Annotated in this window: 14 protein-coding genes; 6 read left to right on the top strand and 8 right to left on the bottom strand. The window is 68.2% G+C overall.

The genetic code is table 11. The features are described 5' to 3' along the window. The 5 genes from ABT063_RS51000 to metK all read right to left on the bottom strand — a co-directional run. Positions 1 to 1,079 (bottom strand): homocysteine S-methyltransferase family protein (locus ABT063_RS51000; RefSeq protein WP_351069036.1); only part of this gene is annotated, 1,079 nt, incomplete at its 3' end. Beyond that, on the bottom strand, positions 1,076 to 2,059 hold the full coding sequence (locus ABT063_RS50995; RefSeq protein WP_351069033.1) for a carbohydrate kinase family protein: 984 nt from the start codon (positions 2,057 to 2,059) through the stop codon (positions 1,076 to 1,078). The genes ABT063_RS51000 and ABT063_RS50995, both read right to left, overlap by 4 nt. Before the next feature lie 38 nt (positions 2,060 to 2,097). Further along, on the bottom strand, positions 2,098 to 2,313 hold the full coding sequence (locus ABT063_RS50990) for an acyl-CoA carboxylase subunit epsilon (protein ID WP_351069030.1): 216 nt from the start codon (positions 2,311 to 2,313) through the stop codon (positions 2,098 to 2,100). Then, a complete protein-coding gene (locus ABT063_RS50985; RefSeq protein WP_351069027.1) occupies positions 2,310 to 3,983 on the bottom strand; it encodes an acyl-CoA carboxylase subunit beta in 1,674 nt (557 codons plus the stop codon). The genes ABT063_RS50990 and ABT063_RS50985 overlap by 4 nt, the downstream gene beginning before the upstream one ends. Positions 3,984 to 4,028: 45 nt before the next feature. Next, a complete protein-coding gene (gene metK, locus ABT063_RS50980; RefSeq protein WP_351069025.1) occupies positions 4,029 to 5,252 on the bottom strand; it encodes a methionine adenosyltransferase in 1,224 nt (407 codons plus the stop codon). Positions 5,253 to 5,538: 286 nt separating this feature from the next. Between metK and ABT063_RS50975 the strand changes: the two genes are divergently transcribed. The 4 genes from ABT063_RS50975 (at position 5,539) to ABT063_RS50960 (ending at position 9,047) form a co-directional block, all read left to right on the top strand. Further along, the gene (locus ABT063_RS50975) at positions 5,539 to 6,054 is read left to right on the top strand and encodes a GbsR/MarR family transcriptional regulator (RefSeq protein WP_351069022.1); all 516 of its coding nucleotides are present in this window, start codon (positions 5,539 to 5,541) and stop codon (positions 6,052 to 6,054) included. Further along, positions 6,020 to 6,934: an ABC transporter ATP-binding protein gene (locus ABT063_RS50970; protein ID WP_351069021.1), complete on the top strand. Its 915-nt coding sequence runs from the start codon at positions 6,020 to 6,022 to the stop codon at positions 6,932 to 6,934. Before ABT063_RS50975 ends, ABT063_RS50970 begins: the two co-directional genes overlap by 35 nt. Then, positions 6,924 to 7,700 (top strand): DUF2705 family protein, encoded by a 777-nt coding sequence (locus ABT063_RS50965; protein ID WP_351069019.1) that lies wholly within the window; start codon positions 6,924 to 6,926, stop codon positions 7,698 to 7,700. The genes ABT063_RS50970 and ABT063_RS50965 overlap by 11 nt, the downstream gene beginning before the upstream one ends. Before the next feature lie 81 nt (positions 7,701 to 7,781). Then, a complete protein-coding gene (locus ABT063_RS50960) occupies positions 7,782 to 9,047 on the top strand; it encodes an acyltransferase family protein (protein ID WP_351069017.1) in 1,266 nt (421 codons plus the stop codon). Between the two features lie 111 nt (positions 9,048 to 9,158). Here the strand turns inward: ABT063_RS50960 and ABT063_RS50955 are convergent, their stop codons facing one another. Beyond that, entirely contained in the window at positions 9,159 to 9,878 is a 720-nt protein-coding gene (locus tag ABT063_RS50955) for a sensor histidine kinase (protein ID WP_351069014.1), read from the bottom strand. A gap of 22 nt (positions 9,879 to 9,900) precedes the next feature. Beyond that, complete coding sequence (locus ABT063_RS50950; RefSeq protein WP_351069012.1) at positions 9,901 to 10,761, bottom strand: response regulator transcription factor; 861 nt, start codon at positions 10,759 to 10,761, stop codon at positions 9,901 to 9,903. A 315-nt stretch (positions 10,762 to 11,076) separates the two neighbouring features. On the opposite strand from ABT063_RS50950, the gene ABT063_RS50945 reads away from it, so the two are divergent. After that, on the top strand, positions 11,077 to 12,138 hold the full coding sequence (locus ABT063_RS50945) for a sensor histidine kinase (protein WP_351069011.1): 1,062 nt from the start codon (positions 11,077 to 11,079) through the stop codon (positions 12,136 to 12,138). A 25-nt stretch (positions 12,139 to 12,163) separates the two neighbouring features. After that, positions 12,164 to 12,799: a response regulator gene (locus tag ABT063_RS50940; protein ID WP_351069009.1), complete on the top strand. Its 636-nt coding sequence runs from the start codon at positions 12,164 to 12,166 to the stop codon at positions 12,797 to 12,799. 10 nt (positions 12,800 to 12,809) lie between these two features. On the opposite strand, the gene ABT063_RS50935 is transcribed toward ABT063_RS50940, so the two are convergent. Then, the gene (locus ABT063_RS50935) at positions 12,810 to 13,580 is read right to left on the bottom strand and encodes a thioesterase II family protein (protein ID WP_351069007.1); all 771 of its coding nucleotides are present in this window, start codon (positions 13,578 to 13,580) and stop codon (positions 12,810 to 12,812) included. Between the last annotated feature and the right edge of the window lie 128 nt (positions 13,581 to 13,708).

The raw sequence follows: 13,708 nt of genomic DNA, 5'->3' as shown, positions 1-13,708 counted from the left end.
TCCCGGAACTTCCTCGAGCCGTTCGCATTCGTCCGCTCGCCGATCGCCAGGTAGGAGGTGTCCTGACGGAACGGCACCGTCTGGTAGAGGGAGGCCGCACCCGGCTCCGGACGCGGCTCACGGGCTGTCAACTCCTGCCCACCTATCCGTTCCACCACTTCCCGCAGGTGTTCCGGCGTCGTACCGCAGCAGCCGCCGACCAAGGACAGGCCGTATTCCCTGGCGAAGTTCTCCTGCGCGTCCGCGACTTCGGTCGGCGTGAGCGGGTAGTGGGCGCCGTCCTTGGTGAGGACGGGCAGACCCGCGTTCGGCATGCACAGCAGCGGAATGCGGGAGTGGCGGGTGAGGTAGCGCAGGTGCTCGCTCATCTCGGCCGGGCCGGTCGCGCAGTTCAGCCCGATCATGTCGATGCCCAGCGGCTCCAGCGCCGTCAGCGCGGCCCCGATCTCCGAGCCGAGCAGCATCGTGCCGGTCGCCTCCACGGTCACCGAGACGATCAGCGGTGCGTCCAGGCCCGAGAGTTCCAGGGCGTGGCGAGCGCCCAGTACTGCGGCCTTGGTCTGGAGCAGGTCCTGCGTGGTTTCCACGAGCAGGGCATCCGCCCCGCCTGCGAGCAGCCCCTCGGCGTTCTGTCGGTAGGCGTCACGCAGCACTCCGTACGACACATGCCCCAGGGTGGGCAGCTTCGTTCCCGGGCCCATCGAGCCGAGGACCCAGCGCGGCTGTCCCGTACGGTCGGTGAACTCGTCGGCCACCTCACGGGCGATGCGGGCGCCCGCCTCGGACAGCTCATGGACCCGGTCGGAGATCTCGTACTCGCCGAGAGCTGAGTGGTTCGCCCCGAAGGTGTTGGTCTCCACGCAGTCGACGCCCACAGCGAAGTACTCGTCGTGGACGGAGCGCACGATGTCGGGGCGCGTGATGTTCAGGATCTCGTTGCAGCCCTCCAGCTGCTGGAAGTCTTCCAGCGAGGGGTTCTGCGCTTGGAGCATGGTGCCCATCGCTCCGTCGGCGACCACTACACGACTGGCGAGCGCATCGCGGAGGGCGTCGGAGCGCCGCGTTCGCTCGTCGCTCATGACACACCCGCCAGGAAAGGCTCGAGATCCTGGGCCGCAGTACGGCCGTAGGCACTGTCGAGACGGGCCACGAGATCCGCCGACAGCAGCTTGTACTCCTGAGTGCCGACGGATTCCAGGACCACCGTGGCGAGTGCGCAGCCGAGTTGGGCTGCACGCTGGTACGGCAGCTCCCACGCCATGCCGGCCAGGAAACCGGCACGGAAGGCGTCACCTACACCGGTCGGATCGGCGATCGCCTCGGACGAGACGGAGGGGACGTCCAGACGGGGAGCATTGCTCGAGAGGACGGAGACACCGTCGCCGCCGCGTGTGACGATCCACGTGCCGACCCGCTGCAGAACGGCGGCTTCGCGCCAGCCGGTTCGCTCCTGGAGCAGGGCTGCCTCGTACTCGTTCGTGAACAGCCATCGTGCGCCGTCCACCAGACGTTCGGTCTGTTCGGCGTCCAGGCGGGCGAGTTGCTGGGAGGGGTCGGCCGCCACGTCGATGTCCAAGTCGTGGGCGGCTGCGGTGTGCCGCAGCATGGCCTGGGGGTCGTCGGCCCCGACCAGCACCAGGTCCAGGCCACCGGCGGTGCGCCCCACCTCGACGAGGCTGACGTGCCGGGCCTCGGCCATGGCGCCCGCGTAGAACGTGGCGATCTGGTTCTGGTCCGCGTCGGTCGTGCATACGAAGCGCGCGGTGTGCAGCCCTTCGCTGATCCGTACCGAGGACGTGTCCACGCCGACCGCACGCAGCCTGCTGCCGTATTCGGCGAAGTCGGCTCCTGCCGCGCCCACCAGGAGGGGACGCAGGCCCAACCGGGCGAGGCCGAAGGCGATGTTGGCGCCGACGCCGCCGCGCCGTACCTCGAGCCGGTCGGCGAGGAAGGACAGGGACACGCGGTCGAGCTGTCCCTCGATGAGCTGATCGGTGAAGCGACCGGGGAAGACCATCAAATGGTCGGTCGCGATCGAACCGGTCACGGCGATACGCACAGCGTTTCTCCTTGAACCTGGGGTCGGGACGGCGTGGGTCAGTCGGACGGCTGCCACGTCGGACGCGGCACGGAGATCCAGGAGCCGGCGGCACGGTGCGCTCCCTGGCGTAGCGCCCACCCGGCCTCCGGCCGTTCTAGCGCGGCGCGCAGAGCGTCTTCGTCGCGCGTCGTGAGCGCGAGCAGCACCGCCGTCACCGCGGCCAGTTCCTCGTGGTCGGGACTGCCGTGCAGGACACGTATGTCGGTACTCATTGCGGCTGGTTTCCGTGCTTACGGCTGGGCAGCGGCGCGTGCTTGGTCTTGAGCGCGGACAGTGCGTCGATGAGCCGGGTTCGGGTCTCGGCGGGGTCGATCACGTCGTCGACCAGGCCACGTTCCGCCGCATAGTAGGGATGCATCAATTCCTGCTGGTACTCGGCGATCCGTTCGGCGCGAGTGCGAGCGGGGTCGTCGGATGCGGCGATCTCGCGGCGGAACACGACGTTGGCGGCGCCTTCGGCGCCCATCACGGCGATCTCGTTGACCGGCCAGGCGAGCGCCAGGTCGGTGCCGATGGAGCGGGAGTCCATGACGATGTACGCACCCCCGTACGCCTTGCGCAGCACGACCGAGATACGGGGCACGGTGGCGTTGCAGTACGCGTACAGCAGTTTCGCGCCGTGCCGGATGACCCCGCCGTGCTCCTGGTCGACGCCGGGGAGAAAGCCCGGTACATCCACCAGGGTCACGAGCGGGATGTTGAAGGCGTCGCACATCTGGACGAAGCGTGCGGCTTTCTCCGAGGCGTGGATGTCGAGCACCCCGGCCAGGCTGGACGGCTGGTTGGCGACGATTCCGACGACCTCCCCGCCGAGTCTCGTCAGCGTGCACACGACGTTGGTGGCCCAGCCTTCGTGGACCTCGAAGTACTCACCGTCGTCGGCGATCTCCTCGATCACCCGACGCATGTCGTACGCCTGGTTGGGGTCGGCCGGTACGAGGTCCAGAAGGGCTTCGCACCGTCGGTCCGCGGGATCGTCCGTCGGCGTGGAGGGCGGGAGCGTGCGGTTGTTCGACGGCAGCAGCGAGAGCAGGTAGCGGACTTCGGAGAGGCAGCTCTCCTCGTCGTCGTACGCGAAGGAGGCCACGCCCGACGTGGCGGCGTGCACGTCGGCGCCGCCGAGCCCGTCGTGGGTGATCTCCTCGCCGGTCACCGCCTGGACGACATCGGGACCAGTGATGAACATCTGGGAGGTGCCGCGCACCATGAACACGAAGTCGGTGAGGGCGGGGGAGTAGGCGGCGCCTCCGGCACAAGGCCCCATGATGACGCTGAGTTGCGGGATGACGCCGGAATTGCGGACGTTGCGCTGGAATATCCCCCCGTAGCCGGCCAGGGCGGTGACGCCTTCCTGGATGCGGGCGCCCGCCCCGTCGCAGAGCCCGACCAGGGGAGCGCCCGCCGCCTCCGCCAGATCCATGACCTTGTGGATCTTCTGGGCATGGGCTTCGCCCAGGGCACCGCCGAAGATCCGGAAGTCGTGGGCGTACGCGAACACCCGGCGTCCGTCCACCAGCCCCCAGCCGATGACCACGCCGTCGGTGTGCGGCCGCTTCGTCTCCAGCCCGAACCCGGTCGCGCGGTGCCGGCGCCACGGCTCCACTTCGGTGAACGTTCCTTCGTCGAAGAGGAGGTCGATGCGCTCCCGCGCGGTCAGTTTGCCCTTGGCGTGCTGTGCCTCGGTGGCCTTGGGGCTCGGCCCGCTGAGTATCCGCTCACGCAGACCGGCCAGTTCGGCGGAACGCTCGCGCAGAGTGGGACGACGCGGAGCCGGAGGAACCTGCGTGACCGGGGCTCTGGGGGCGGGGATGGGTGCGGACGGCGCTACCACGGTGAAGGCGTGCAGTGGATGTGCCGAGGCCTTCTCCTCGACGATGCTCATGGTGCGGTCCTTTCGGTGGTGAGGCGGGCGTCGGGCGTGGGCCTCCTAGACCCCGGCCGCTTCGCGCAGCGCTTCCACCCGGTCGGTCCGCTCCCAGGTGAAGTCGGGCAGTTCGCGGCCGAAGTGGCCGTACGCCGCGGTCTGGGCGTAGATCGGGCGCAGCAGGTCGAGGTCGCGGATGATCGCGGCCGGACGCAGATCGAAGACGGAGGAGATCGCCTGCTCGATCAGGTTCTGGGCGACCGAGGCGGTGCCGAAGGTCTCGACGAACAGGCCCACCGGCTCGGCATTGCCGATCGCGTACGCGACCTGCACCTCGCAACGGCGGGCGAGCTTCGCTGCCACGACGTTCTTCGCCACCCAGCGCATGGCGTACGCGGCGGACCGGTCCACCTTGGACGGGTCCTTGCCGGAGAAGGCGCCTCCGCCGTGGCGGGCCATGCCGCCGTACGTGTCGATGATGATCTTCCGGCCGGTGAGGCCGGCGTCGCCCATCGGGCCACCGATCTCGAACCGGCCGGTGGGGTTCACGAGCAGTCGGTAGCCGTCCGTCTCCAGATTGATGCCGCTCTCCGCGAGTTCCTTCAGGGTGTGCTCGACGACCTGCTCATGGACGTCCGGCGTCAGGAGCGAGCCGAGGTCGATGTCGCTCGCGTGCTGTGAGGAGACGACGACCGTGTCGAGCCTGACCGGCTTGCTGCCCTGGTACTCGATGGTGACCTGGGTCTTGCCGTCCGGGCGCAGATAGGGGATGGCTCCGGTCCTGCGGACCTCGGCCAGTCGGTGCGACAGCCGGTGGGCGAGGCTGATCGGCAGCGGCATCAGCTCGGGTGTCTCGTCCGTCGCGTAACCGAACATCAGGCCCTGGTCGCCGGCTCCTTGGCGGTCCAGTTCGTCCACCTCCTCGCCTACGGCGGCACCCTCGACCCGAGCCTGATACGACGTGTCGACGCCCTGGGCGATGTCGGGGGACTGGGAGCCGATGGACACCGAGACACCGCACGAGGCACCGTCGAAACCCTTCGACGAGGAGTCATAGCCGATGTCGAGCACGGCGTCCCGTACGAGCGTGGGGATGTCGACGTAGGCGGTTGTGGTGACCTCCCCGGCCACGTGCACCTGGCCCGTGGTGATCAGGGTTTCCACCGCGACCCGTGCGGTGGGGTCCTGCGTCAGCAGTGCGTCCAGGACGGTGTCGCTGATCCGGTCGGCAATCTTGTCCGGATGGCCCTCGGTCACGGACTCAGAGGTGAAGAGCCGAGAAGACATGCGGTTCTCCCGTTCGGGCGTGGGCTGGTTCCCTTCGCACCGATGGTCGAGACGGTCGGAGACACGGGGCAATGGACGGCGGCGTCCATGCTCCGAAAGGGGTATCGCGTTCCCACCTCCTTCGACGTATCTGCAGGTCAGATGGGTGATCTGGGGGGAAGGGAACCCCTAGCTTCGAAGTGCACGCCGTCGCTGCGCAAGGTTTCACACTCGCGACATTGGCAGAACGGCTAGTACGTGCTGTTTGTTCAGTGTATTCTGAACAAACCAAAGGGGGTGAAGGTTGGTGACAGACGCGACGGCCACTTCGAAGCAACTCGAGTTCGTCGAAGCGGTCGCTCTGCAGTTGGAACAGCAAGGTCTGATCCGTATGTCGGGCCGAGCCATCGGCTGGCTGCTGATCTGCGAGCCGGCCGAGCAGACGCTCGGCCAGATCGCCGAAGCGCTGTCCGTGAGCGTCGGCTCGATCAGCACGGCCCTACGGCACCTGGTGCCAGGCCAGTTGGTCGAGCGGTTCCGCAAGCCCGGAGAACGCGGCGACCGCTACCGCATCAACCCTCACGCGTGGATCGAGCACGCCATGACCCAGGCCTCCAGATACGGCGAGTTCAAGCGGGTGACCGCACGCGGACTGGAGTTACTGGCAGACGAGCCGCCGGACCGGAGCCGGCGTCTGCAGGAGATGTACGACTTCTACGAGTGGCTGGAACGGGAAATGCCCCTCGTGTGGAGTCGCTGGGAGCAAGAGAAGAAGGAGCGGATGCAGCATGACCCCTGTGGCGCTGGCCGAGGGACTCAGTAAGTCCTACGGGAAACACCAAGCCCTGGACGGACTGTCGCTGAGCATCAACCAGGGGGAAGTGTTCGGTTATCTCGGCCCCAACGGCGCGGGCAAGACCACGACCATCCGACTGCTGCTCGATCTCATCCGTCCCACCTCGGGCCGGGTCGAAATCTTCGGCAGGAACCCGCGCGAGGGCGGCAGCGAGGTCCGTCGGCGCATCGGATACCTGCCCGGTGAGCTGCCGCTCGCGGGCCGGGGCAGTGGCCTGGAACTCCTGGAATTCCTCGCCCGGGTGCGCGGAGGAGTGCAGAAAACCACCATTCTGTCGCTGGCCGAGCGGCTGAACGTGGACCTCAAGCGGCCCGTTCACAACCTGTCCAAGGGCAACAAGCAGAAGGTCGGGATCATCCAGGCCTTCATGCACGCCCCCGACCTGCTCATTCTCGACGAGCCGACGACCGGTCTGGACCCGCTGGTGCAGCAGGAGTTCCTGGCGATGGTCCGCGAGGCCAAGCACAACGGACAGACCGTCCTGATGTCCTCGCACATCCTGTCCGAGGTTCAGCACGTCGGCGACCGTGTAGCCATCATCCGCGGCGGCAAACTGATCTCGGTGTCGGACGTCGACACCTTGCTCGAACAGGCGCAGCGTCGGGTGGAGATCCGGTTCGCGGACCCGGTGGATCCGCGCCTCTTCTCCGTCCTGCCCGGCGTGCGGGACGTCAACGTCCAGGCCAACACGCTCAGTTGCACACTCGACGGCGCCGCCGACGCGCTCGTCAAGACGGCGGCCCAGCACACCGTGGTCAGCCTGGTGTGCGAGGAGCCGAACCTCGAAGAAATCTTCCTGCACGCCTACGCGCAGGAGCCCAAGGAGGAGATGCACGGTGTCCGCTGAACCACTCGCCGTCTTCGGGAAGGCCCTGCGGGACCAGCGGCGCGGCCTGACCTTCTGGGCGGCCGGACTGGCTCTGGTCACCCTGATGTACACCTCGAGCTTCGACCCGGACAAGGTCACTGAGGCCCCCAGCGGCTTCCAGAAGGCCCTCGCCTTCGACGATCTGGCGACCGGGCCCGGTTTTCTGCGGGCCACGATCCTCGGCATGATCGTGCCGTTACTGCTCCTCATCTACGTCACGATCACCGGCTCGAAGTCGGTCGCGGGTGAGGAGGAGACGGGGCTGCTCGACCTCTACCTCGCCCAGCCCATCGACCGCGGGCAGCTGCTGGTGCAGCGGTTCGCGGCGACCTGCCTGGCGGTCGCAGGCTTTTCGGTCGTCGTCCTGCTCGAGCTCGCCGTGCTCAACTCCGCCCTCGACATGCAGGTCGAGTTCGGCAACCTGCTCGTCACCGTCGTCGGGCTGGCCTTCCTGGTGATCACCTTCGCGGCGGTGGCCTTCGCGACCGGCGCGATCACCGGGCGCCGGACGCTCACGCTCGGCGTGACCGCCGGCTACGGCGCCTTCTCGTTCGTCGTCAACGCGCTCGCCTCGCAGTCCGAGGCCATCGAACCGCTGAAGTACCTGTCCGCGTTCCACTACTACCTCGGCAGCAGCCCGCTGACGGAGGGCTTCAGCCCGGCGATGCTCGTCCTGTTGGTGGCTCCCGCGGTGCTCTTCGGACTCGGCCTCGCCCGGTTCAAGAACCGCGACCTGAACGTCTGACCCGCTTCACCCGCTTCGTTCGACCATCACACGGTCTTCCGCCGCGTCCGCAAGGGCGCGGCGGAGCCATAGGGGGGCACCATGGAGAACGGCAGAGCGAAGACCGGCACCACAATTCGGGCCTATGTACCGGCCCTGGACGGATTACGTGGCCTGGCCGCCGCGATGGTGGTCACCATCCACCTCGCCGGCTGGACCGGGGTGGCCTTCGATCCCCGGGGCAACGGCCTGATTGTCACGTTGATCAACCGGTTCGGCGTGTCCGTGTACATTTTCTTCGTCATCTCGGGCTATCTGCTCTTCCGGCCGTTCGCCGCGGCCGCGCTCGACGACCGGAGAGCCCCGGGCATAAAGGCCTACTACTGGCACCGCTTCCTGCGCATCTATCCGGCGTTCTGGGCACTTGCCCTGCTCTCGGTGCTGTTCTTCTACCGCGACCTGACGGAGGCCCTGCCGCGCCTGTTGCGGGTGCTCACCCTGCAACACACCTTCGTCGCGGGGGACTTCCCGCACACACCCGAGTGGCCGTGGAGCACGTTCTCCCAGACCTGGAGTCTCTCCACGGAGATCAGCTTCTATGTGCTGCTGCCGCTGCTCGCCTACCTCTTCCGCAGATTGCTCGCCCCGGGCAGGGGCCTCGGTCCGGCCATGGCCGGTTTCGCCCTGCTCGAAGCGGTCAACGTCGCCTGGTGGATCGGCATTTGGTCCACGGCGGACACCGCGGGCCACGCGACCCGGTGGTGGTGGCTGCCCGGCTACATCGGCTTCTTCGCCGCCGGAATGGCCTTGGCGACGGTGTCCGCGTACACAGAGCGCCGGCACGACGGGCCGCCCGCCGTCACGCGGTTCGTCGTACGTCGTCCCTGGCTGTGCTGGGCCGTGGCCCTCGCGGCCTACGTCGTGATCTCCTCACCGCTGGCCGGCGGGCACATGGAGATCCCGACACCGGGCACCGCCCTGGTCGAGCACTTCGGCTATCTGGCCGTCTCCGTCGGGCTCGCGCTGCCTCTGGTCCTCGCGCCGGGCAGCGGTCCGCAGCGGCTGTTGTCCAGCCGGGTCATGGCATGGCTCGGGCGCATCTCGTACGGGATCTTCCTCTGGCACATGTTCGTGATGCTGGTGGCGTTGCGGATCCTCGACGAGGAGTGGGGCACGGTGGGGACGGCAGGCTTCTGGGTGCTGCTGCCGCTCACGGCCGGTGCGTCAGTCCTGATGGGCTGGCTGTCCTACGTACTGATCGAGGACCCACTACGGCGCTGGTACCGCCGGCGCTCGGCCCACGGGCCGGACAAGCCGCCTTCGCCTGCGGACAGCACGGGCCAGGGCGCCCCGGCCCGCACCCGCTGACCTCACCACCGCACGAAAGAACGGCCTCGGTCCCGCCGGTGAGAGAGCGGGACCGAGGCCGTTCTTCCTGGTCGGCAGTGGGTCTGGGACCGGCGTGGACGAGGCCGCTTCTCACTGCGCCACGGGCAGCACGGCGACCGCCCGGAGACCCCCCTCGGAGACCCTGCCCAGTTCCAGGCGGCCGCCCGAGGCCGACAGGAGGGCTCCTGCGATGGTCAGTCCCAGCCCCGTCCCCTGACGGGCACGCCCGGCCTTGCCGCGCCAGAACGGCGTACAGGCCTGGGCGATCTCGTCCTCCGTCATGCCAGGCCCTTGGTCGCAGACCTCCACACGGACCTGGTCAAGCGCTTCCTGCACGGTCACGAACACCTGTCCGTCGTCCGGCGTGACGTGCAGCGCATTGTCCAGGAAGACGTCGAGAGCCTGCTCCAGACAACCCCGAACCTGGATTCCGGTGACCGCCACGCCGTCCAGGCACAGCCGTACGTGCCGGGAGGAGGCCAGTGCGGACCATGCGTCGACGCGAGCCGCGGCCACGCCGAGAACATCGACCGTGTCCATGGGAGCCTCGGCGTCCTGGTCGGCGGTGCCCCAGGCGAGTACTTGTTCCAGCACTTCGGAGAGGCGTGCCACCTCGTGCAGGATGCCGCGCACCTCGCGTCTCGCCGCGGTGTGCGACGGGTCCAGGAGCCGGTCCTGCAGGAGCTCCAGACGCAGTTGAACGGAGGACAGCGGGCCGCGCACCTGGTGGGCCGCCGCCGCGGCCACCGTGCGGGAGCCGCCGTCGGGCAGGGTGGGTGTCGGCGCTGATGCCAGAGTGGGCAGTTTCATGGCCATCGTGGTAGATCCCGTCTCAGGTGTGGGCGGCCGTCGGCACCGCAAGCCGGTAGCCGACTCCACGTACGGTCTCGATCCATTCCGCGCTGCCGAGCTTGGTGCGCAGGGAGCCCACATGGACGTCCAGCGTGCGGGTGGAGCCGAACCAGTTCTCGTCCCACACGCGGGACATGATCTCCTGGCGCTCCACCACCGCCCCGGGCTCTTCCAGAAGCATCGTCAGGAGGTCGAACTCCTTGCGCGTGATGCGTACTTCCCCACCGTGGACGAACACCTTTCGCGTGCGTGGGTCCAGCTGGATGGGGCCGGCCAGCATCGGGGCCTGCGCCGTGCGCGCTGCCATCGGGTCCTCAGCCCCCGTGAGCGTCCGGGCGGCCGGCAAGGCGGCTTGAGGAGCTGCTACGGACGAGGCTCCGACCAGCAAGGGTGAAGCCATCGGGGGCTGACCTGGGATCAGTGAGGGGACCGGCTGGAAGGACGGCGTGCTGACGGTGGCCCCTCGCTCTGCCTCGTGGTGGACACAGCCTTCGGCACGTCTCAGGATCGCGCGGATCCGTGCCACGAGTTCATGACGGCTGAAAGGCTTGGCGACGAAGTCGTCCGCTCCCATGTGCAGAGCCATGACCCGGTCGAGCTCTTCGGTCCGGCCGCTCAGTGTGATGACCGGTACGCAGGACAACTCCCGGATCCGGCGGCAGACCTCGTGTCCGTCCAGGTCCGGCAGACCGAGGTCGAGCAGGACGAGTGCCTTGCCGGTGAACTGCTCAAGGGCCTCGGCGCCGGTACCGACGCGATGGGCCCGATAGCCGTGGACACCCAGGGTCTGCTTCAGCGCCTCGGCCACTCCGTCGTCGTCCTCGACGATCAGAATGTTCATGTCTCTGATGCCTCCCCCGTCGACAGAACCTCATCGCGACCCCGAAGGAGCGCTGCACAGGCTGTTGTTGAACCTTGTTTATCAAGCCGGTCGACCAGTCAACAACGGGAGGAAGTGCCTGGGCCCCCAGGGGGGTAGAGGGGATGTGCCTTTCGGGGTACGCGCGGGTGTCCGCCGGGCGTCAAGTTGATCTTGACGACTTTTTAACGGCGCGCGTCCAGTGGGCCCGGTAGTCTGCAGGTTTCGAACGCAGGTACAGGTCGGGATGGTTCACCCGGCTATCACGGGGGTGTCGGCGTGGCGACGAGACAGAACATGCGCAGCACAGCGGCCGCGGTGCTCGAGCGCCGTATGGACGAGGTTCTTGCTGCTTACGAGGCCGTACTGCACAGCACCGACTCCTCCTTGCTGAGGGAGGAACACAACACCGAGCGGTACCTTGCCGAGGCGCGCAGGATCCTGGCGCACATCATCTCCGAGCTGCACCGTGGTACCTACTTACCGCACGGCACCGATTACCTGGGAGCCGACGGTGCCCTGCCCGGCGGCCCACGCGCACACCCCGTCGAGTCGGAGCGCGCCGCCACGGCTCTGTTCGATGCCGTGGTCGTCGTTCTGATGGATGAGCCGGAGGATGTCCGACCTGCCGGAGCCGAGGCGGCGGTCCTCTTCTCCCTCCTGCACCGTCAGATCGTGGCTCGCCACACGGCCCGGTCCGTGGCGCACATCGGCTACCTGCTGGAACGAATCCGCAGCGCGCACAACGACGAGCGAAGACGTATCGCGAGAGAGCTTCACGACGAGGTCGCAGGTCATCTCGGCACGGCGCTCAACTCCTTCGAGCTGCACGAGATCTATGCGCAGGACCGACCCGACCTCGCCCGGCGGAAGCTCGAGGCGGCTCGCCACACCGTGCGAGAGTCCCTGGACAGCCTGCGGGAGGTCATGACGGGTCTGCGTCACCGGATCGACACCGCGTCCCTGCACTCGGCCCTCACACACGACCTCGAGGGCTTGGGCGAACACGGTGCCGAAGTGCGGGTTTCGGTCACGGGCGACGAATCGTGGCTGCCGGCCGGGGCTGCCGAGGAACTGCTCCTCATCGTCCGTGAGGCGCAGCGCAACGCCGTACGCCACGCCCGGGCGAAGCTCATCACCGTCGAGGTCCACGTGGCGCCCGGCGAGGTACGCGCCGCGATCGAGGACGACGGAATCGGTTTTGATCCTGTGGTCACCGCGCCACGCGGCCACAGCGGAATGCTCTCGATGAGGGAGCGGGCCGAACTGCTCGGTGGGAGCGTGACAGTGGAGTCCCAGCCGGGCTGCGGCACGCGCATCTTGGTCTTCGTGCCGTTGAAGGGGGACACGAGTGGTTAGCCCGCGTAGAGCGATCAGGATCCTGATGGCCGACGACCACACGCTCTTCCGGGACGGCGTGATCGAGATCCTCACCGCGGCCGGCGGCGTCGAGGTCGTCGGTGAGGCCCACAGCGGCAAGGACGCCTGTGACAAGGCCGCCGCGCTGCGTCCCGACGTGATCGTCCTCGACGTCGAGATGCCCGGGCAGGGCGTCAGGGAGACCATCCCTCAGCTACGCCAGGTCTCGCCCCATTCCCGCGTCGTCGTTCTCACCATGCACGATGACGTCGTACTGGCCAGGGAGCTGCTCGCCCTGGGCGCGAGCGCCTATCTGGTGAAGGGATCGACGCGCCACGAGCTGGTCTCGGCGATCCACAGCGTGGTCGTCGATCGTGGTCCGGGCCACGTCATCCTCTCCGTGTCGCAGCAGGGCCTCGACCGGGTCGACCAGGTACCCGGGGACATCCTCTCGGTCCGGGAGCGAGAGGTCCTCGCGCTGACCGCCGAGGCGTTGAGCAACTCCCAGATCGCGCGGCGACTGAGCATCGCCGAGGGCACCGTCAAGCGTCATCTGCGCAATGTCTTCCGCAAACTCGGTGCGGTTTCCCGGCTCGACGCGGTGAACAAGGCGGTGGCGGCCTCCCTGATCCCGTCACCGCAGCCGAGGGACGAGTCATGACGCCGCACACTCAAGGGATCGTCGCGGCATAGAGATCCTCGGTCACGTCCGCGACGAGCTCGGCACGCTGCGGATTGAGGAAGAAGTGTCCACCAGGGAACATGCGCAGCCGGTAGGCGCTCGCTGTGTGCCGTTGCCAGCCCTCGAGTTCGACGGCCTGGAACTCCGGGTCGTCCTCGCCGCCGTACGCCGTGATCGGGCACGACAGTGATGCGGCGGGCGTGTGGGCGTATGTCTCCAGCAATGTGACGTCCGCCCGTAGTACCGGCAGGTACAGCGCGCGCATCTGCGGATCGTCCCGGATGGCGGGTGGAATGGCGTTGAAGCGCCGGTCGAGGGCTTCCAGGAGCAGGTCGTCCGGCAACTGGTGAACCACCGCGTGGCGCAGCGGGAGGTGCGGGGCCGAGCGGGCGGACACGGTGAGGTGAGAGGGCTCCTTGCCGTAGGAGCGGCGCAGTTCGCGGGCGAGTTCGAAGGCGATGAGCGCGCCCAGGCTGTGCCCGAAGAGGGCGTACGGGCCGTCCAGGGCCGGTCCGAGAACGGCTGCCGCCTCCTTGACCAGGACCGGCACGTCGGTGCGCGGTTCCTCCCGGAACCTGGCCTCGCGTCCGGGCAGTCTGAGGAACCAGGGCTCCACGGTGTCCGGCAGCAGCTCGCTCCATCCCTGGAATGCGGCGGTACCGCCACCGGCGTACGGGACGCAGATCAGCCGCAGCAGGGGCGCCGTGCGTGGAGCGGGGCGCAGTACCCAGCGGTCGAAGTCGGACAGGGCCGTCGTCATGAGAGCACTCCAAGGGGGAGCGGTGGGGGGGGGGGGGGGCGCCGCCCGCCCCCGGCAGCGACAGGGGGGGCGTTGGATGGGGGGGTCCGGGCCCGGGGGGGGGGGCGGGGGCGCGCCGGGGGGGGTAA

Source organism: Streptomyces sp. NPDC002838, assembly GCF_040295365.1.
Lineage (GTDB): Bacteria > Actinomycetota > Actinomycetes > Streptomycetales > Streptomycetaceae > Streptomyces.
This window is presented reverse-complemented; position numbering and strand designations above follow the sequence as displayed.

Coding starts and splice junctions, on each gene's coding strand:
- ABT063_RS50990 (WP_351069030.1), bottom strand. CDS start 2,313: ATGAGTACCGACATACGTGTCCTGCACGGCAGTCCCGACCACGAGGAA.
- ABT063_RS50985 (WP_351069027.1), bottom strand. CDS start 3,983: ATGAGCATCGTCGAGGAGAAGGCCTCGGCACATCCACTGCACGCCTTC.
- metK (WP_351069025.1), bottom strand. CDS start 5,252: ATGTCTTCTCGGCTCTTCACCTCTGAGTCCGTGACCGAGGGCCATCCG.
- ABT063_RS50970 (WP_351069021.1), top strand. CDS start 6,020: ATGACCCCTGTGGCGCTGGCCGAGGGACTCAGTAAGTCCTACGGGAAA.
- ABT063_RS50960 (WP_351069017.1), top strand. CDS start 7,782: ATGGAGAACGGCAGAGCGAAGACCGGCACCACAATTCGGGCCTATGTA.
- ABT063_RS50955 (WP_351069014.1), bottom strand. CDS start 9,878: ATGAAACTGCCCACTCTGGCATCAGCGCCGACACCCACCCTGCCCGAC.
- ABT063_RS50950 (WP_351069012.1), bottom strand. CDS start 10,761: ATGAACATTCTGATCGTCGAGGACGACGACGGAGTGGCCGAGGCGCTG.
- ABT063_RS50945 (WP_351069011.1), top strand. CDS start 11,077: ATGCGCAGCACAGCGGCCGCGGTGCTCGAGCGCCGTATGGACGAGGTT.
- ABT063_RS50940 (WP_351069009.1), top strand. CDS start 12,164: ATGGCCGACGACCACACGCTCTTCCGGGACGGCGTGATCGAGATCCTC.
- ABT063_RS50935 (WP_351069007.1), bottom strand. CDS start 13,580: ATGACGACGGCCCTGTCCGACTTCGACCGCTGGGTACTGCGCCCCGCT.